The 17,055-nt window shown below is 73.8% G+C and carries 18 protein-coding genes; 10 read left to right on the plus strand and 8 right to left on the minus strand.

Translation table 11 applies throughout. From position 1 onward, the window contains the following. Window positions 1-257 precede the first annotated feature (257 nt). Both ABZ914_RS19405 and ABZ914_RS19410 read right to left on the minus strand, forming a co-directional pair. Window positions 258-527: a hypothetical protein gene (locus ABZ914_RS19405; protein ID WP_500194517.1), complete on the minus strand. Its 270-nt coding sequence runs from the start codon at window positions 525-527 to the stop codon at window positions 258-260. A gap of 266 nt (window positions 528-793) precedes the next feature. Then, window positions 794-1,231 (minus strand): ATP-binding protein, encoded by a 438-nt coding sequence (locus ABZ914_RS19410; protein WP_500194519.1) that lies wholly within the window; start codon window positions 1,229-1,231, stop codon window positions 794-796. Window positions 1,232-1,330: 99 nt separating this feature from the next. On the opposite strand from ABZ914_RS19410, the gene ABZ914_RS19415 reads away from it, so the two are divergent. Then, on the plus strand, window positions 1,331-2,143 hold the full coding sequence (locus ABZ914_RS19415) for a helix-turn-helix domain-containing protein (RefSeq protein WP_500194521.1): 813 nt from the start codon (window positions 1,331-1,333) through the stop codon (window positions 2,141-2,143). Further along, on the plus strand, window positions 2,140-2,346 hold the full coding sequence (locus ABZ914_RS19420) for a DUF397 domain-containing protein (protein ID WP_500194522.1): 207 nt from the start codon (window positions 2,140-2,142) through the stop codon (window positions 2,344-2,346). Before ABZ914_RS19415 ends, ABZ914_RS19420 begins: the two co-directional genes overlap by 4 nt. Window positions 2,347-2,358: 12 nt before the next feature. Here the strand turns inward: ABZ914_RS19420 and ABZ914_RS19425 are convergent, their stop codons facing one another. After that, entirely contained in the window at window positions 2,359-3,837 is a 1,479-nt protein-coding gene (locus tag ABZ914_RS19425; RefSeq protein WP_500194524.1) for a metallophosphoesterase family protein, read from the minus strand. A 219-nt stretch (window positions 3,838-4,056) separates the two neighbouring features. On the opposite strand from ABZ914_RS19425, the gene ABZ914_RS19430 reads away from it, so the two are divergent. Further along, the gene (locus tag ABZ914_RS19430; protein WP_500194526.1) at window positions 4,057-4,668 is read left to right on the plus strand and encodes a maltokinase N-terminal cap-like domain-containing protein; all 612 of its coding nucleotides are present in this window, start codon (window positions 4,057-4,059) and stop codon (window positions 4,666-4,668) included. Between the two features lie 15 nt (window positions 4,669-4,683). On the opposite strand, the gene ABZ914_RS19435 is transcribed toward ABZ914_RS19430, so the two are convergent. Next, complete coding sequence (locus ABZ914_RS19435; protein ID WP_500194528.1) at window positions 4,684-5,391, minus strand: GNAT family N-acetyltransferase; 708 nt, start codon at window positions 5,389-5,391, stop codon at window positions 4,684-4,686. A gap of 127 nt (window positions 5,392-5,518) precedes the next feature. On the opposite strand from ABZ914_RS19435, the gene ABZ914_RS19440 reads away from it, so the two are divergent. Next, the gene (locus tag ABZ914_RS19440; RefSeq protein ID WP_500194529.1) at window positions 5,519-7,171 is read left to right on the plus strand and encodes an ABC-F family ATP-binding cassette domain-containing protein; all 1,653 of its coding nucleotides are present in this window, start codon (window positions 5,519-5,521) and stop codon (window positions 7,169-7,171) included. Window positions 7,172-7,196: 25 nt separating this feature from the next. Here ABZ914_RS19440 and ABZ914_RS19445 read toward each other — a convergent pair whose 3' ends face one another. Next, window positions 7,197-8,315, minus strand: a complete 1,119-nt coding sequence (locus tag ABZ914_RS19445) for an ROK family transcriptional regulator (protein ID WP_387028733.1) — start codon at window positions 8,313-8,315, stop codon at window positions 7,197-7,199. Between the two features lie 148 nt (window positions 8,316-8,463). On the opposite strand from ABZ914_RS19445, the gene edd reads away from it, so the two are divergent. The 4 genes from edd to ABZ914_RS19465 all read left to right on the plus strand — a co-directional run bounded on the left by edd (window position 8,464) and on the right by ABZ914_RS19465 (window position 12,363). Further along, complete coding sequence (gene edd, locus ABZ914_RS19450) at window positions 8,464-10,281, plus strand: phosphogluconate dehydratase (protein ID WP_500194531.1); 1,818 nt, start codon at window positions 8,464-8,466, stop codon at window positions 10,279-10,281. Then, the gene (gene glk / locus ABZ914_RS19455; RefSeq protein WP_500194533.1) at window positions 10,278-11,282 is read left to right on the plus strand and encodes a glucokinase; all 1,005 of its coding nucleotides are present in this window, start codon (window positions 10,278-10,280) and stop codon (window positions 11,280-11,282) included. The genes edd and glk overlap by 4 nt, the downstream gene beginning before the upstream one ends. Beyond that, complete coding sequence (gene eda, locus ABZ914_RS19460; RefSeq protein WP_190857528.1) at window positions 11,279-11,905, plus strand: bifunctional 4-hydroxy-2-oxoglutarate aldolase/2-dehydro-3-deoxy-phosphogluconate aldolase; 627 nt, start codon at window positions 11,279-11,281, stop codon at window positions 11,903-11,905. Before glk ends, eda begins: the two co-directional genes overlap by 4 nt. A gap of 62 nt (window positions 11,906-11,967) precedes the next feature. Continuing rightward, complete coding sequence (locus ABZ914_RS19465; RefSeq protein WP_500194535.1) at window positions 11,968-12,363, plus strand: PPOX class F420-dependent oxidoreductase; 396 nt, start codon at window positions 11,968-11,970, stop codon at window positions 12,361-12,363. Here the strand turns inward: ABZ914_RS19465 and ABZ914_RS19470 are convergent. Further along, window positions 12,339-12,518, minus strand: a complete 180-nt coding sequence (locus ABZ914_RS19470) for a hypothetical protein (protein ID WP_190857596.1) — start codon at window positions 12,516-12,518, stop codon at window positions 12,339-12,341. The genes ABZ914_RS19465 and ABZ914_RS19470 overlap by 25 nt on opposite strands. Before the next feature lie 73 nt (window positions 12,519-12,591). On the opposite strand from ABZ914_RS19470, the gene ABZ914_RS19475 reads away from it, so the two are divergent. Beyond that, the gene (locus ABZ914_RS19475) at window positions 12,592-13,530 is read left to right on the plus strand and encodes a LysR family transcriptional regulator (protein WP_500194537.1); all 939 of its coding nucleotides are present in this window, start codon (window positions 12,592-12,594) and stop codon (window positions 13,528-13,530) included. A 129-nt stretch (window positions 13,531-13,659) separates the two neighbouring features. Here ABZ914_RS19475 and ABZ914_RS19480 read toward each other — a convergent pair whose 3' ends face one another. Together ABZ914_RS19480 and ABZ914_RS19485 are read right to left on the minus strand one after the other, a co-directional pair. Further along, complete coding sequence (locus ABZ914_RS19480) at window positions 13,660-14,181, minus strand: DUF1707 SHOCT-like domain-containing protein (RefSeq protein WP_500194539.1); 522 nt, start codon at window positions 14,179-14,181, stop codon at window positions 13,660-13,662. Window positions 14,182-14,185: 4 nt separating this feature from the next. After that, window positions 14,186-14,926, minus strand: a complete 741-nt coding sequence (locus ABZ914_RS19485) for a PadR family transcriptional regulator (protein WP_500194540.1) — start codon at window positions 14,924-14,926, stop codon at window positions 14,186-14,188. Between the two features lie 228 nt (window positions 14,927-15,154). Here ABZ914_RS19485 and ABZ914_RS19490 point away from each other — a divergent pair. Further along, the coding region (locus ABZ914_RS19490) for a bifunctional phosphatase PAP2/O-acyltransferase family protein (protein WP_500194542.1) at window positions 15,155-17,055 on the plus strand (1,901 nt) is incomplete at its 3' end.

A 17,055-nucleotide genomic window follows, 5' to 3' on the forward strand; every position in this document is an offset into this window, starting at 1 on the left:
GCGCGCGCGGGGTTGGGCGCCCGGGTAAAAAACCCCCCATCACAACACCCCGAAAGCTCTGTCACCCCGGGCGCGGCCTGGGGGCCCGCCCGACTTGGTGTTTGCAAAAGCGGCGCGCCCCGCCACAAGTCATCGGATCGGACCGCGAGCGGACGTGAGAAGGGGCTCGTCCGCGAAAGTTCGAGATTTCGGCCCGCGCCGTCGCGTTCGGCTGAGGTGATCCGATCGCGATCGATCGGTCCCGGTACGCGGATGCGTCAGGCGTCTGGGATGTCCGGCTTGGCGGCCGAGAGCAGGCGCCCCGAGATGATGACGAGGCGCTCGTCGGCGCCCATGCTGACGCCCGGCGGGAGCCGGTCGGCATAGGCGGTCGTGGCGTCACGGCCGATCACGGCGATGTCGCCGTTGTCCAGTTCCCAGATCTCCGGGCAGTCCTGCGTGGTGCGGCTGTCGCCCACTTCGGCGGCGGTCTTGCCCAGCCTCCGCCGGAACTCCGCGTGATGGTCCGCTTCCCAGGGTCTCGTCATGAGGCGCTCGCCCTCCTGTCGACGGCACTGCGCTGAGACCTTCGCATTACAGAGCAAACATGACAAGAGGCTGCTTTTAGGGGTGAAGCGGGCAAGGGGGACGTCCGGTGGGCGAACTTCGAGCCGAAAGCAGGCTTGGGCTGGGCTTGATCGTTGAGGCGGCCCTTCTGCGGCCTCGCGCGTGGAGGTACGGCCTCCTTTCTTGAAGGTAAGGCCGTGGGTATGCGTGGCGCCTGGCGCCGTGCGGCGGGTGAGAGGCGTGCGGGTCAAGGCGACGGAGAGGCGTCCGTGGCGGGCATGAGGGCCCAGATGATCTTGCCTTTGCCGGTGGCGGACGGGCGGACGCCGGTGTCCTCGGCATAGGCGGCGATGATCGCCAGGCCGCGTCCGCTCACGGCGTCCGCGCCGGCGACGCGGGGGAGCGGAAGCCCGGGTGCCGGATCCCAGCACTCAAGGAGGGGCGCGCCGTCGTGCGCGGTGATGCGGATTCGGATGTGGTGGCCGGGCGCCGCATTGACGGCGTTCGTTGCGATCTCGCTCATGACGAGGATCGAGTCGTCGATCAAGGATCTGCCGAAGCCCCAGTTGGTGAGGGCGTATCGGACGAGTTCGCGAGCGAGGGCGACCGAAGAGCCCACTGCGAGTAGGGTCATCCGGATTTCGCCCGATTTAGGGATTTGAACCGTCGGGACTTGGTCGTTCATTGCCGCCGTCCTGGTCGTTGCGTGATTCGCCTCCCAGGATCAAGGCGTGGGAGTTAGCCTGCACTGGATTGCAAAGCATGCAAAACAGGAGGGGTCTCGATGACGGTGCGCGAAACGATCGATCCGAACTCGTCCCTCTGGGCTTGGTTGGCCATTGACCTGTGGTTCTACCGGACCCAGCGGAACCTGTCGCTGGCGCAGGTGGCGCGCATCGTCAAGGCCACGAGGGGGACCGTATCGAATTGGGAGGCCGGTAGGTATCGGCCTAATGACGACCACATGGCGCTCCTCGATGAGGCATGGAATACCGGTGGTCACTTCCAGAGGCTGATGTACTACGCCCGTACCGGGCATGACCCGGACTGGTTCAAGCAGTTCATCCAGTACGAAAAGAGCGCGGACGTTGTCCGTGTCTACCACGGGAAGACGATCCCGCTGCTGGCGCAGACGGAGGACTATGCCCTCTCGCTTCTGCGGGCCGCCGGCCGAATGCGCGAGGCTGAGGCGGAGACCAGAGCGCGGATGAAGCGTCAGGAGATCCTGCTCCGCAAGGAGCCGCCCTATCTCTGGGTGCTGCTCGATCAAGAAGTGCTCGAATCCCGCGTCGGTGACAACGCGGTGATGCGGGACCAGCTTGGTCATCTTCTCAAGATGGGGGAGAATCCGCGCACCATGATCCGCGTCGTGGCCAGATCGGTGGGCTGGCATCCGGGGCATGACGGTCCCCTCCAGATCTATAAGATCCGATCGAGGGAGCTGGCCTACGCGGGAGCGCAGATCGGCGGGCGCCTGATCGAGGCCGGTGACGAGGTCGCCACCATCGCGATACGGTTCGAGCAGATCGGGGCGTTTGCCCTTTCCAGGGACGCTTCGAGGGAACTGATCGAGCAGACGATGAGGACCTACGAGTGACCAAGTGGCGCAAGAGCTCTCACAGCGGCGGCGGCAACGACGACGCATGCGTCGAGTTGGCCCGGCTGAGCGGCCTCGTCGGCGTGCGGGATTCCAAGGATCGGGAAGGGCCTCGGCTCCGGGTCAGTGCCCGGGACTTCGGCGGGTTGGTGGCGCGCATCAAGCTCGGAGAGCTGAACCTCGATGAGCGGGGCGGCCGCTGAGGCGGCGGGCGGTCACTTGCAGGTGAAGCCTTCGATGGTGCCGTTGCTCAGCGTGCAGTCCGGGGGCCAGGCCGTTCCGGAGCTGTCGTGGAAGGCCAGGTGCCAGTGGTCCTTCTTGTCGGTGAGCAGCGCGTAGCCGTGCACGTCGTGTGAGATCGAGTTCTGGACGGTCTGGCCGTCGACGGTCTTGCCCATCACCTTGGTGTCGTCCGGCGCGGTGTCGAGCGTGGTCCCCGAAGAGCCGACGGTCAGCTGCGGGGGACGCGTGTTTTTGGCGAAGTCGAGCATCTGGTACAGGTGCAGGTGGCCGGAGAGCACCAGGCGGACGTTGGGCGCCAGCGCCTTCTGCACAGAATGGGCGAGGCCGCTCGCGAGCGTCGGGTTCGTCCACGTCACGGCGGTGGACGAGGCCTGCTTGACCGTCCACAGCGGTTTGTGGGTGATGAGGAAGTAGTCGTGCGCCGGGTGGTTGGCGGCCAGGGTGTTCACCTCGTCGAACCATTTCGCGAAGAGGGCCGCCTGGGCCTTGTCCGGCTGGGTCCCGTCGTCGGCCGCGGACGAGTCGAACAGGACGAAGTGCAGCGTTCCCGCGTTGATCTGTTCCGGTTCGACCTGGGTCTGCGGCAGCGTGTAGCACTCGTTGTCCTTCTGCGGGGTGGTGGCGAGGTAGCGGAACCATTCGGCGCCACGCCCCACCTTCCCCGGCGTGCAGACCTCGTGGTTGCCCCGCGCGAAGACGAACGGCGCCTCACCGAGGAGGGGTTCGGCTGGGCGCAGGAAGTCCTTGACGAGGCAGCCCCAGTCGGCCGCCTGCCCCTTGGCGTCGCAGCCCGCGGACGCGTCGTTCGCGGCCTGCGGCTGCTCGCGGTAGACGTAGTCGCCGACATGGACGACGAGGTCCGGCCGGGACTGGGCGGCGGCGTGCGTCGCGAGGGTGTGCAGGGGCCAGGCTTTCAGGCAGTCCTGGTTCGCGGCGGCCCCGGACACCGGGGAGGCGACCTCGCAGCCGGCGTCGCCGATCACGGCGACCCGGCGGGGGCGGCCGCTGACGGGCCAGTCCGGCAGGGGGAGTTGGAGGTTGCCGGGGTGGACGGTCGCCGCGCTGGTGGTGCTCGGCTCGATCAGCGCGCCGGTCGCCCCGTCGGGGACCTGCAGCGTGCAGAGCGTGGTCGGGAACTGCTGGAGTCCGCCCGGGGTGTAGGGGTCGCTCACCTTCCGCATCGGCGCGGTGCGGATCTGGCCGCCCTGCTTGTACTGCGCGGTGGGGCACTGGCCGGAGGGCTGCTCGGTGGTGGCGAACCGGATCTCGGTCGTGTGCGAGGCGCCGTTGACCAGCTGCGTCCACGCCCACGCCTCGCCGTTCTTGCCGCCCGCCGGAGGCGGCGGCGAGGACGCCGCCCGGACGGGCTGTGACGAGGGGCGCAGCGGCCCGGTGATCGCGGCGGTCAGGACGCCGGCGACCGCCAGGGCCACGAGTGCGAGGCGTGACATCGCTCCGGTCTCCCCCGGTTCGTGATTGAGCGGTCCAAAGCAGGGACCCGCGGTTGATCATCCGACAAAGCCGCTGATGATCTGCCCTGCCCGGTCCGGTGCATGCCGGGTGCGGTTCCGGGGTTGTTCAAGTGATGATCAGCGGTTCCCCTGGCCGTACCGGAGCAGGGCCGCTGTAGCGTGGGCTCGATCGGCGCTGGGCGAGACGGCGGGAGAGGTATGGCGGTCGTTTACGACACCACGATGACGCCCGGGAAGCTGGAGCTTCTCGCGGGCTGGCTGCCGGAGCAGCCGTGGTACGCGGGGAGCGGGGGCGAGCTGCGGAAGGCCGGCGGGTTCCGGCTCGACGACCCCGCCGGCGAGGTCGGCATCGAGGTCATGGTCGTCGCGGAGGGCGGGCACGCCCATCTCGTGCCGATGTCCTACCGGGGGGCGCCGCTCGACGGCGCCGAGGACGCCCTCATCGGGACGTCCGAGCACGGTGTGCTGGGGCGGCGGTGGATCTACGACGGGGTCCACGACCCGGTGGTGCAGGCGCAGCTGGTCGCGCTGATCGAGGGCCGCGCGGTGCCGCAGGACCAGAGCGTGTCCGACATGCCGAACGAGACGGTCGAGAGCCGCTACAGCGGAGAGCCGTTCCCCGGCGGGACGGCGGCCGTCGTGAACGGGCCGGACGGGACCGAGCTGCGATTCCCGGGGAGGCCCGCCGTGCGGGTGCTCCGGGTGCTGCGGCCGGACGCCGATGCGGCGGGCGCGGCCGGGTACGTCGCGGGGGAGTGGACGTCGGAGGGCGGCGGGACGGTGCGCGGCCCGCTGGTGATCGTGGGCTGAGCCCGCGTCAGGGCGTCAGGGCGTCCAGACCATCGTCCGCTGGTGGAGGCGCCGCCCGCGGTACCTGAGGCCGGGGACGGGGCGGGCCGGGCCGTGCTCGGTGAAGCCCATGCGCCGGAAGAACGCGAGCGCGCGGGTGTTCTCGCACAGGGTCTGCAGGTGGCAGCCGGGAGAGCCGGTGGACCTGAGGCGGTCGAACCAGGCGGTCATGAGGTTCTCGGCGGCTCCGGTGCCGCGCGCCTCGGGGACGAGGTTGATGTGCAGGTGCGCGGGCCACCGGGGGTCCTCGAAGGCCGCGGCCCTGGGGCGGCGGTGGGCCGCGCCCCACAGCAGGTCCCCGGTGCTGCGCGCGAAGAAGGCCGCGAGGCGGGGGCGCAGCATGAGGCGGTGCGTCCGGATGGCCTCCAGCATGCGCGCCTCCTCGCTGGGGAGGCGGGACGAGTCGGGGCACCCGGTGAGGCAGCCGACGAGCCGCCCCCCGGACTCGGCGACGAAGAGCGACTCCGGCTCCAGGTCCATGTAGGGGGTGAGGTAGATGTCCGCCTCGGACTCCTCATGGCCCCACAGCGACGAGGACGGGGAGTCCTCGCGGGCGCGGGCGAACAGGGCGAGCAGCTCGGGACGGTCACTCTCCGTGAACGACCGGATCTCCGCCGGCGCCGGGGAGGCGGTTGTGCCATCGGGGGGCCATGCTCTTTCGGTCTGCAGGTAAACCGGGTTCATGTCCACCCCAACGACCGGGACGGACCGGATGACTCCTGGCGATCAACGATTCGGGGACGACACGCCCTGCGACGGGCCGCCGGGGCCCGGCCGGCCGGGTGCCCGGGGCGGATAGCGTTGGGGGTCTATGAGCGCCACTCTCGTCGTCAAGGATCTCGCGGCCGGGCACGGGGACCGGGCCCTGTTCGACGGGCTCGACCTCGTCGTCGCGCCCGGCGACGTCGTCGGGCTGGTCGGCGGCAACGGGGCGGGGAAGTCGACGCTGCTGCGGCTGCTGGCCGGGCTCGGGACGCCCGAGGCGGGCACCGTCCGGCTCAGCCCGGCGTCGGCGTCCGTCGGGTACCTGCCGCAGGAGCCGGAGAGGCGGCCGGACGAGACCGTCGCCGGGTTCCTCGCGCGCCGGACCGGGGTGGCGCGGGCGCAGGCCGACCTCGACGCGGCGACCGAGGGCCTCGTGGAGGGCCGCGCGGGCGCCGACGACGCCTACGCGGCGGCCCTGGAGCGCTGGCTCGCCCTCGGCGGCGCCGACCTGGAGGACCGGGCCGGGGAGGTCGCGGCGGACCTCGGCCTCGGGGTGGGGCTCGACCAGGCGATGACCGCGCTGTCGGGCGGGCAGGCCGCCCGCGCGGGGCTGGCGTCGCTGCTGCTCAGCCGGTACGACGTGTTCCTGCTGGACGAGCCGACCAACGACCTCGACCTGGACGGCCTGGACCGGCTGGAGCGCTTCGTCACCGGCCTGCGCGCCGGGACCGTGGTCGTCAGCCATGACCGCGAGTTCCTCGCCCGGACGGTGACGTCCGTCCTGGAACTGGACCTCGCCCAGCGGCAGATCAACCTGTACGGCGGCGGATACGACGCCTACCTGGCCGAACGCGAGGTCGCCCGGCGGCACGCGCGGGCGGAGTACGAGGAGTACGCCGGGAAGCTCTCCGCGCTGCAGGAGCGCGGCCGGATGCAGCGGTCCTGGATGGACAAGGGCGTCCGCAACGCGCGCCGCAAGGCCACCGACAACGACAAGGTCGGGCGCAAGTTCCGGTCGGAGGCGAGCGAGAAGCAGGCGGCGAAGGCGCGGCAGACCGAGCGGGCCATCGAGCGCCTCGACGTCGTCGAGGAGCCCCGCAAGGAGTGGGAGCTGCGGATGGAGATCGCCGCCGCGCCCCGGTCCGGGGCGGTGGTGGCGACGCTGCGCGGCGCGGTCGTGCGGCGCGGCGCGTTCACGCTGGGCCCGGTGGACCTGGAGATCGGCTGGGCCGACCGGGTCGCGATCACCGGCGCGAACGGCGCGGGCAAGAGCACGCTGCTGGGCGCGCTGCTCGGCCGGATCGTCCCGGACGAGGGCGACGCGGCGCTCGGTCCCGGCGTGGTCGTCGGCGAGGTCGACCAGGCGCGCGGCCTGTTCCTCGGGGACGAGCCGCTGCTGGAGGCGTTCGCCGCCGCGTCCGGGCTGGAGCCGGAGCCCGCCCGGACCCTGCTGGCCAAGTTCGGGCTGCGCGCCGGCCACGTGCTGCGCCCGGCGGGCACGCTGTCGCCCGGCGAGCGGACCCGGGCCGCGCTCGCCCTGCTGCAGGGCAAGGGCGTCAACCTGCTGGTGCTGGACGAGCCGACCAACCACCTGGACCTACCGGCGATCGAGCAGCTCGAATCCGCGCTGGAGTCCTATCCGGGCACGCTGCTGCTGGTCACGCACGACCGCCGGATGCTCCAGGCCGTCCGCACCACCCGCCGGCTCACCGTCGCGGACGGCCGCGTCGCCGACGACCTCGCCCCCACGGGGCGCTGACGGCGCCGGCCGGTGAGGGCGCGGGTCACAGGGCGTCGACGGCCTCGGGCGCGAGGATGTTGTCGAGGACCATGGCGGCGCAGCCGGTGAGGCCGGCGCTCTCGCCGAGGCGGCTCGGCTCGATCCGCAGGCTGCGCGTCGCGAGGACGGTCGAGCGCTGGTAGACGACCTCGCGCAGGCCCGCGATGAGGGGCTCGTCGGCGCCGACGAGGTCGCCGCCGAGGACGACGACGGCGGGGTTGAGCAGGTTCACGGCGGTGGCGACGACCTCGCCGATGCGGCGGCCCGCCTCGCGCAGCAGCGCGACGGTGGCGGGGTCGCCGGCGCGGGCCATGGCGGCGAGGGCGGGCAGGTCGGCGGCGGACGAGCGGGCCAGCAGGGCGGTGCCGCCCGCGACGGCCTCGACGCATCCGGTGTTGCCGCAGCGGCACGGCGCGTCGCCGGCGGCCGGGACGGGGACGTGGCCGATCTCGCCGGCCGCGCCGAGCGCGCCGCGCTGGATGGCGCCGCCCGCGATGACGCCCGCGCCGATGCCGGTGGAGACCTTGACGAACAGCAGGTCCCGGACGCCGGGGTGGGCCTGGTGCTCGCCGAGCGCGGCGGTGTTGACCTCGTTGTCGAGGTGGGCGGGGACCCCGAAGCGCTCCAGGACGGGCGGGCTGACCTCGACGCGGTCCCAGCGTCCGGCGACGTGCTCGACGGCGTCGGGGACGCCGAGGCCCACGCCCCGGATCGACGCCGGGTCGATGCCGGAATCGGCGAGCAGCTCGCTCCACTGGTCGAGGAGGCGCGGCAGCGTCTTGCCCGCGGTGACGTCGGCGGGCGGCGCGTCGGACCGGGCGAGGACGCGGCCCGCGAGGTCGCAGACGGCGAGCTGGCCGCGGGACTGGCCGAGGTTGGCGACGAGCACGGCGCCGCCGGCGGCGTTGAACGCGAGGCGGGCCGGGGGCCGCCCGCCGGTGGACGGGCCGTCGGCGCGCTCGACGACGAGGCCGCGGGCGATCAGCTCGGCGACGCGGGACGCGACGGCGGGCCGGGAGAGGCCGGTGACGCGGCCCAGGTCGGCGCGGGTGGCGACGCCGTCCTCGCGGATGAGGCGCAGGACGTCGCCGGTCGTGCACGGGCGGGACACGGGACGCGGCATCCGGTCAGTCAAGCATGGCCGTCTTCCGTACGTCCAGTTAGCCGAACAGACGGACTTTTGTTAGTTGAAGTTCATAAGTCGGCTTGTATGAGTGACCTATGTCTCGATAGTTTGGCGATCTACCGATCCCCCTGGTCTGGAGCTCGCGATGGCCTTGCACCCTGCCCTGGAACGTGTCACACAGCGGATCGCCGAGCGGAGCGCCGCCCGGCGCACCGCCTACCTCGACCGCATCGCCGCCGCCCGCACGCAGGGCCCGGCGCGCACCGGCATGGGGTGCGCGAACCTCGCGCACGGGTTCGCGGCCTGCGGCGTCCAGGACAAGCTGTGGCTGCGCGGGAACGTCACGCCGAACATCGCGATCGTGTCGGCGTACAACGACATGCTCTCCGCGCACCAGCCGTTGAAGGACTACCCCGACATCCTGAAGGCCGCGATCCGCCAGGCGGGCGGCACCGCGCAGTTCGCGGGCGGCGTGCCGGCGATGTGCGACGGCATCACGCAGGGCCGCGCGGGCATGGAGCTGTCGCTGTTCAGCCGGGACGTGGTGGCGATGGCGACGGCGGTGGCGCTGTCGCACGACATGTTCGACGGCGCGCTGCTGCTCGGGGTCTGCGACAAGATCGTCCCGGGCCTGGTGATCGGGGCGCTGTCGTTCGGGCACCTGCCGGTGATCCTGGTGCCGGCCGGGCCGATGGCGTCCGGGCTGCCGAACGCGCAGAAGGCGAAGGTCCGCAAGCGGTACGCGGCGGGGGAGATCGGGCGGGACGAGCTGCTCGCCGCGGAGGCCGCGTCCTACCACTCGCCCGGCACCTGCACCTTCTACGGGACGGCCAACTCCAACCAGCTGCTCATGGAGGTCATGGGCCTGCACCTGCCGGGCGCCAGCTTCGTCCCGCCGGGGACCCCGCTGCGCGACGGGCTGACCGAGGCGGCCGGGCGCCGGGTGCTGAAGCTGACCGACCTCGCGGACGAGTACACCCCGATCGGCGAGCTGCTGGACGAGCGGGCGTTCGCCAACGCGATCGTCGCGCTGCTCGCGACCGGCGGCTCCACCAACCACACGCTGCACCTGGTCGCCATGGCCGCCGCCGCGGGCATCGAGCTGACCTGGGACGACTTCGACGAGCTGTCGAAGGTGACGCCGCTGCTCACCCGGCTCTACCCGAACGGGACCGCCGACGTGAACCACTTCCACGCGGCCGGCGGCACGGCGTTCCTCATCGGCGAGCTGATCGACGCCGGGCTGCTGCACGAGGACGCGCGGACGGTCGGCGGCGCCACCCTCGCCGCGTACCGGAAGACGCCGCACCTGGAAGGCGGCAAGGTGGTGTGGCGGGACGCGCCCGCCGAGTCCGGCGACCCGGACGTCCTGCGCCCCGCCGACGAGCCGTTCGACACCCACGGCGGCCTGCACACGGTGTCCGGGAACCTGGGCCGCGCCGTGATCAAGGTGTCGGCGGTGCGGCCGGAGCACCGCACGGTCGAGGCGCCCGCCCGGGTGTTCGAGTCGCAGGAGGCGCTGCAGGAGGCGTTCGCCGCCGGCGAGCTGGACCGGGACGTCGTCGCGGTCGTCCGGCACCAGGGCCCGCGCGCCAACGGGATGCCGGAGCTGCACCGCCTCACCCCGCCGCTGTCGGTGCTCCAGGACCGCGGGTTCCGGGTCGCGCTGGTCACGGACGGACGCATGTCGGGCGCCTCGGGGGCGGTGCCCGCCGCGATCCACGTGTCGCCGGAGGCGGCGGCGGGCGGCCCGCTCGCCCGCGTCCGCGACGGCGACGTCGTCCGGCTGGACGCCGACAAGGGGCTGCTGGAGGTCCTCGTCCCGGACGAGGAGTTCGACGCCCGCATCCCCGGCGGCGCGGCCCCGTCCGCCGAGGAGTGGACGGGCACCGGCCGGGAGCTGTTCGACGTGTTCCGCCGGTCCGTCGGCGCGGCCGAGCTGGGCGCGGGGGTGTTCGCATGAGCGCAGCTAATGGAGCGGAGACGGTGTGGCTGGTCGCCGACGTCGGCGGGACGAACGCCCGCTTCGCCCTCGTCGACGGCCCGGACGGCACCCCGGAGCGGGTGGAGTCGCTGCCGACCCGCGACCACGCGGGGCTGGCCGAGGCCGCGGCCGCCTATCTCGACCGGTACGCCCCGGACGTCCGCCCGGCGGCCGCGTGCCTGGCGGTGGCGGGCCCCGTCACCGGCGGGACCTACCACCTGACCAACGCGGGCTGGCCGAAGGGCACCGCGGAGGGGGTGCGCGAGCACCTCGGCGTCCCGCACCTGGAGATCCTCAACGACTTCGAGGCGCTCGCCCTCGCGCTGCCCCGCCTGGGACCGGACGACCTGGTCCCGATCGGCCCCGCCGCCGACCGCGCCGCCGGGCCCGCGCCGCTCGCGGTGCTCGGCCCGGGGACCGGGCTCGGCGTCGCCGGTCTAGTCCCGACGCCCGCCGGCTGGGTGCCGCTGCCGGGCGAGGGCGGCCAGGTGGACGTCCCCGCCGCCACCGACCGGGAGCTGGCGGTCGCGCGGCTGCTGCGCGCCGAGCACGGCACGGCCCGCGCCGAGTCCCTGCTGTCCGGGACGGGCCTGGCGCGCATCCACCGCTACCTGGCGATACTCGACGGTGTGAAGGTCGAGCCGCTGGACCCGGCGCGGATCTGCGCGCACGACGGCGACCCCCTGTGCGCGGAGGCCGTCGCGATGTTCTGCGCGCTCCTCGGCTCGCTCGCCGGGAACGTCGCGCTGACCCTCGGCGCCCGCGGCGGCGTCCACCTCGGCGGCGGCATCCTGCCGCGCATCGCCGACGAGCTGCGCCGCAGCGACTTCCGCGCCCGCTTCGAGGCGAAGCCGCCCGTCGAGGACTACCTGCGCCCCATCCCGACCTCGCTGATCGTCCACCCCGGCCCGGCCCTCGTCGGCGCCGCCGTCCGGCTGGCGCAGACCCCGGCCGCCATGGAGACCCTGGAGCACGTGTGAACACCGAAGAGCTGTTCGGGCTGGCGCCCGTCGTCCCGGTCGTCGTCCTGGACGACGCCGACCACGCGGTCCCGCTGGCCCGCGCCCTGGTCGAGGGCGGCCTCCCCGCGATCGAGGTGACGCTGCGCACGCCCGCCGCCGCCGAGTCGATCGAGCGGATCGCCGCCGAGGTGCCGGACGCCGTCGTCGGCGCCGGCACGGTCGTCACCGCGCGGGACGCCGAGCGGTCGCTGAAGGCGGGGGCGCGGTTCCTCGTCAGCCCCGGCTGCACGCCCCGGCTGCGCGCCGCGATGGCGGACACCGGCCTGCCGTTCCTGCCGGGCGTGTCCAGCGCGTCCGAGGCGATGGCGCTGCTGGAGGAGGGCGTCACCGCGATGAAGTTCTTCCCCGCCGAGCCGGCGGGCGGCGTCCCCTACCTGAAGGCGCTCGGCGGGCCGCTGCCGCAGATCACGTTCTGCCCGACGGGCGGGATCCGGCCCGGCAACGCCGCCGAGTACCTCGCGCTGCCGAACGTCGGCTGCGTCGGCGGCACCTGGCTGACCCCGTCCGACGCCGTCCGCGCGGGGGACTGGGACCGGATCCGCGGCCTCGCCGCCGAGGCCGCGGAGCTCCGCCCGGCCTGATGTCACGTCCGCGGGTCTTCCTCACGTCTCCTGGGCAGGAGCGAGAACAAGGGAGGCCCGCAATGGACACCACGAACATCCGCGAGACGCTCGACGGGCTGGCGCGCCAGCGCACCGTCCTGCTGACGACCTACCGCAAGGACGGCACGCCGGTCGGGACGCCGGTGAACATCGTCGTCCGCGGCGACCACGCCTACTTCCGCACCTACGACAAGGCGTACAAGACCAAGCGGATGGCCCGTAACCCCGAGGTCGAGGTGGCGCCGAGCACCTACAGCGGCAAGGTCACGGGCCCCGCGGTCCACGGCCGCGTCCGGCTGCTCAGCGAGGAGGAGGCGAAGCCCATCCGCCGGATGCTGGCGCGCAAGCACCGCTTCCAGCAGGGCTTCGCCGTCCCGCTCCTCCACCGCGTGAAGCACTACAAGACGCTGCACTACGAGCTGACGCTCGATGCCTGACCGCCGTCCCGGTGCGGGCACGGCCCGGCGCCCAGCCGGGCCCCGCCCGCCGCCGGGACGAGGTCCATCCGCAGCCGCCCGCAGGAGCAGCGGCTCCACACGACGACGCCGTCACTGGTGAGATGCCGGGAAAGGATCCTGCCTCGCTGTGTCATGTCGGCAGTCTGCACAGATACGAACGTTGCCGTCCATTTCACATTTCCGTGGTCATATGTGCAAAATGATTGCATGATCGACCTGCGGCGGCTGCACATGCTCCGGCTCGTCCACCAGTACGGGACGGTCACCGCGGCGGCGGACGCGCTGCACCTCACCCCGTCCGCCGTCTCCCACCACCTGCGCGAACTGGCGCGCGAGCTCAAGGTCCCGCTGCTGGAACCGCAGGGCCGCCGCGTGCGCCTCACCCCGGCCGCGCACCTGCTCATCGAGCACGCCGACGCCATGCTCGCCCGCTGGGAGGAGGCGCTCGCCGACCTGGAGTCGCACCGCGCGGGCGCCTCCGGGCCGCTGCGCATGTGCGGGTTCACCACGGCGGTCGGCGGCCTGGTCGCCCCGGCCGCCGGCGCGCTGCTGCGCGCCGACCCGGCCCTGACGATCGAGATCCGCGAGTGCGACACCGACGTGGCCATGGGCCTGCTCGCGGCGGGCGAGACCGACGTCGCGGTCATCGAGCCCACCGCGGACGCGCCGCCGCCCGGCGACCCGCGCTTCGACCGCGAACCGCTGATGGCCGAGGCGCTCGACCTGATCGTCCCGGCCGGGCATCCGCTCGCGGGCCGCCGCGGCGTCCGGCTGGAGGACGCGGCGGCCGAGGCGTGGATCAGCGTGCAGCCCGAGGGCTGCGCCCACCACCAGCAGGTCATGGCCTACTGCGCGGCCGCCGGCTTCACACCCCGGATCGCGCACAACGCCACCACCTGGTCGGTGATCTGGGCGCTGGTCGGCAACGGGCTCGGGGTATCGCTGGTCCCGCGGCTGGCGGACGGGCCCGCCGACCAGCCGGTCGTGCGCGTCCCGCTGTCCGGCGACGCCGTGCCGATGCGGCAGGTGCTGACCTGCGTCCGGCGGGGCAGCCGCGCCAACCCGCTGATCGCCCGCGCGCTCGGCGCGCTCCGCGACGCCGTCCCGTCCCGCTGCGCGCTCCCGCCCGAACGCCCCGCCGCCTAGCGCCGGAACGCCCTGCCGCCTAGCGCCGGAACGGCCCGCCGCCCGGCGCCGGAATGGCGCCGGCCCGGCTGCGGGGACCGCACCCAGGCCGGCCTGCCCGCCCGCCGGGGCGGGCGGTCCGTCCCCGGCTCAGGCGCCGGGGTTGAGGCGGCGGCGCGACCGGCGGGCGCCGACCAGCAGCATCACCGCGCGCACCAGCCAGATCACCAGCGCGACGTGCAGCACGGCCAGCGCCGCCGTGCCGACGCCCACCGTGAACGCGACCGCGAAGAACACGGCGATCATCAGCGGGAACGCCGGGAAGCGGGGGCCGTGCCGGTGGTGCGCCATGTGCCGGTGGGCGTGCGCCATGTGCCGGTGGTGGCGGTGCGGGGGCCGTCCCGGGCCGCCGAACGCGAGCGCGGGGCCGAGGTCCCAGGGGACCGCGCCGAAGGCCGCCGCGGGCCGTTCCGGTTCGGGCAGGCCGTTCGGCGCGGGCAGGTCGCGGACGAGCGCGCGCAGGTCGCCGTGCGTCTTGGCGGCCAGCACGGCGTCCAGCCGCTCGTCGAGTTCACCGCGGTCGAGCCGCCCCGCCGCGAAGTGGTCGTGCAGGGCGACCATCACGGCGTCCCGCTCGGCGTCGCCGATGCGGATGTCGTCCGGGCGCGTCACTGGCCTACTCCTCGTCGTCGTCGGCCGTCGGGCCCGCGTCGTCGCCGGCGGGGTCGTCGTCGGCCAGGATCCGGTACAGGTTCCGGCGCGCCTCCGACAGGACGTCCCGGGCCTGCGCGACCTGGTCCGGCGAGCCGGAGTGGACGATCTGCATGACCGCGGCCCCCGTCTGCGCGGCCTGCTTGAACAGCTCGGGGACGCCCTCGCCGAACTCGGGCGTCATCTCCGCCCACGGCTCGGCGAGCCGCTCGGCGTTCTCCTCGACGTACGCGCGGCCCTCGTCGGTCAGGTGGAAGGTGCGGCGGCCGCCGCCCTCCTCGCCCGCGATGAGCCCCTCGTCGGCGAGCTGCTGCAGCGCCGGGTAGACCGCGCCGGGGCTGGGCTTCCAGGCGCCGCCGCTGCGCTCGTTGATCTCCTGGATGATCTGGTAGCCGTTGCGGGGCTCCTCGGCCAGCAGGACGAGGATCGCCGCGCGGACGTTGCCCTTGCGCGCCTTGGGTCCCCGCCCCCAGGGACCGCGCCCGCGCGCCCACGGCGCCCGGCCGGGCCCGAACCCGCCGGGCGGCCCCCAGGGGCCGGGTCCGCCGCCGAACATCGGGCCGAAGCCGGGGAACTCGCCCCGGGGTCCGGGGCCGTGCGCGTGCGGACCGTGCCGGGACGCCGCGTGCGCGGCCTTCGCTCCGAGCGCCGCCGCTGCGAACGCCCAGCGCCAGTCGGGTCCGCCGTGCGCGTGTGCCGCTCCCATGTTCTGCACCTTCCTTCTGAGATCTCTCTTTGATCCTTCGCGATACGACAACGATATATCGAAGACGGCTCGCTGTGCCAGATGGTTCCCGGATTCGCCGCGCCGGCCTCCCGGCCGGATCGCGCCGGCCTCCCGGCCGATCGCGCCGACATCCCGGACATGATCATCTATTCCGGTCATGGCCGTCTGACCGGCGGAAATGCTGGGTAACAGCCGGGCGGGGGGACGATGGGGACTCAGGATGCGGTGACCGCCCGGGACGCGGTCCTCGCCCGGGACGGCGCCGCGACGCGGGGGCGGGCGAGCGGCGAGATCCTGCTCGGGCTGGCGCTGTTCGGGCTGTACTCCCTGGTGGCGATGCTGCCGGAGCAGACCCGGGAGCACGCGTCTCGCCTGCGCGGCGAGAGCGTTCTCGCCCTGGAGCGGACCCTGCACCTCGATGTCGAGCGGGCCCTCAACGGCTGGCTCGCCGGACGGCCCGTCCTGCGCGTCCTGGCCGACTACGAGTACGCGACCACCTACATCGCGGCCACGCTCGCGGTGCTGGTCTGGCTGTACGTGCGGCACCCCGGGCGGTACCGGACGGCGCGCAACGCGTTCGTGACGCTGAACGTCGGCGCCATCGCCTGTTTCGCGCTGTTCCCGGTGATGCCGCCGCGGTTCCTGGGCGGCCTCGGCTTCGTCGACACCGTCCGGCTCGGCCGGACCTGGGGGTCGTGGGGCTCGCCGGTGATCGAGCACGCGGACCGGTTCGCGGCCGTTCCGTCCCTGCACATGGCCTGGGCGTTATGGGCCGGCGTGGAGCTCGCGCGGGCGAGGGCACCGCGCCCGGCGCGCGCGCTGAACGGCGCGCACATCGCGGTCACCGCCTACGTCATCGTCGCGACGGCCAACCACTACGTGCTGGACGCGGTCGCGGCGGTTCCGCTGGTGGCGCTGTCGGTGGTCACCGCCGACCGGCTGGCGGCCCGCCCCGCGGCGGAGGAGCGCGTCCCGGCGCAGGACGCGTTCTTCCTCGCGGTGGAGAGCGCCGCCGCGCCCCAGCACGCGGGCGGCGTCATCATGCTCGACACCTCCCGCCGCGCCCTCGGCCGGCTCGACCTGGTCCGGCTGATCGGCGACCGGCTCGACCGGCTCCCGCGGTTCCGGCAGCGGCTCGCGGGCGGCGGGCGGTGGCGGCGGCCGGTCTGGCGCGACCACCCCGCCATCGACTGGTCGTGGCACGTCGCCGAGCGCGACGTCGACGGCATGGACGGCCTCCGCGCGATGATCGCCGAGATCCAGGCCGAGCCGCTGCCCCGCGACCGGCCGCTGTGGCGGATGATCCTGGTCAACGGGGCCGCGCCCGGCCGCACCACGCTCGTGTTCCTGATGCACCACGTCGTCGCGGACGGCGTCGGCGTCGTCGCGCAGGCCGTCTCGCTGATGGAGCCCGCCGCGCCCGGCCCGGCCACCGGCCGCGAACCGGCGGCGCCGCCGCGCCGCCGCGTCCGCGAGGCGCTCGCCGGCGCCCTCGGCCTCGCGCAGCTCGCCGTGGACAGCGGGGTCGGCGCCGCGCCGCCCGCGCGGCTGCCGTCCGCCGGGACGGCCGGGCGCCGCTTCGGCACCCTGCGGATCCCGCTCGACGAGCCCCGCGAGATCGCGCGGCGGCACGGCACCCGCGTCTCGGACGTCGTGATGTGCGCGGTCGCGGGCGCCCTCCAGCGGACCGTCCGGTTCCCGCCGGGAAGGCCGGCGGGGGAGTGCCGCGTCGCGGTGCCGCTGATGATGCGGCCGCCCGGCCAGGGCATGGAGGGCAACCACACCACCGCCGTCATGGTGGACCTGCCGATCGGCGCGATGCCGGAGCGCGAGCGGCTCGCGGAGATCGCCCGGCGCAGCCGCGTGCTGCGGTCCGGGACCCGCGCGCTGGCCGCGTGGTTCGTGATGCGGCGGGCGGGGCGGCTCATGCCGGTGCCGCTGCACGCGCGGTTCGCGCGGGCCGTCTACGGCGGCCGGTTCCTCCAGGGGATCGTGTCGAGCCTGCCGGCCAGCGGCGAGCGGATGCTGCTCCCGGGCCTTCCAGGCGCTGCCGTCGGCGCACCGCGAGATCCTCACCGAGACGGTCTTCCGGGAACGCTCGGTCAACG

Source organism: Spirillospora sp. NPDC046719 (assembly GCF_040645715.1).
Lineage (GTDB): Bacteria > Actinomycetota > Actinomycetes > Streptosporangiales > Streptosporangiaceae > Spirillospora.

What these genes read in the sequence shown, in the direction of transcription:
- edd (WP_500194531.1), top strand. Translation starts at nt 8,464, where the DNA reads ATGGCCTTGCACCCTGCCCTGGAACGTGTCACACAGCGGATCGCCGAG.
- ABZ914_RS19415 (WP_500194521.1), top strand. Translation starts at nt 1,331, where the DNA reads ATGACGGTGCGCGAAACGATCGATCCGAACTCGTCCCTCTGGGCTTGG.
- ABZ914_RS19405 (WP_500194517.1), bottom strand. Translation starts at nt 527, where the DNA reads ATGACGAGACCCTGGGAAGCGGACCATCACGCGGAGTTCCGGCGGAGG.
- ABZ914_RS19445 (WP_387028733.1), bottom strand. Translation starts at nt 8,315, where the DNA reads ATGCCGCGTCCCGTGTCCCGCCCGTGCACGACCGGCGACGTCCTGCGC.
- ABZ914_RS19475 (WP_500194537.1), top strand. Translation starts at nt 12,592, where the DNA reads ATGATCGACCTGCGGCGGCTGCACATGCTCCGGCTCGTCCACCAGTAC.
- ABZ914_RS19470 (WP_190857596.1), bottom strand. Translation starts at nt 12,518, where the DNA reads ATGACACAGCGAGGCAGGATCCTTTCCCGGCATCTCACCAGTGACGGC.
- ABZ914_RS19465 (WP_500194535.1), top strand. Translation starts at nt 11,968, where the DNA reads ATGGACACCACGAACATCCGCGAGACGCTCGACGGGCTGGCGCGCCAG.
- ABZ914_RS19440 (WP_500194529.1), top strand. Translation starts at nt 5,519, where the DNA reads ATGAGCGCCACTCTCGTCGTCAAGGATCTCGCGGCCGGGCACGGGGAC.
- ABZ914_RS19425 (WP_500194524.1), bottom strand. Translation starts at nt 3,837, where the DNA reads ATGTCACGCCTCGCACTCGTGGCCCTGGCGGTCGCCGGCGTCCTGACC.
- ABZ914_RS19485 (WP_500194540.1), bottom strand. Translation starts at nt 14,926, where the DNA reads ATGGGAGCGGCACACGCGCACGGCGGACCCGACTGGCGCTGGGCGTTC.
- glk (WP_500194533.1), top strand. Translation starts at nt 10,278, where the DNA reads ATGAGCGCAGCTAATGGAGCGGAGACGGTGTGGCTGGTCGCCGACGTC.
- ABZ914_RS19435 (WP_500194528.1), bottom strand. Translation starts at nt 5,391, where the DNA reads ATGAACCCGGTTTACCTGCAGACCGAAAGAGCATGGCCCCCCGATGGC.
- ABZ914_RS19430 (WP_500194526.1), top strand. Translation starts at nt 4,057, where the DNA reads ATGGCGGTCGTTTACGACACCACGATGACGCCCGGGAAGCTGGAGCTT.
- ABZ914_RS19410 (WP_500194519.1), bottom strand. Translation starts at nt 1,231, where the DNA reads ATGAACGACCAAGTCCCGACGGTTCAAATCCCTAAATCGGGCGAAATC.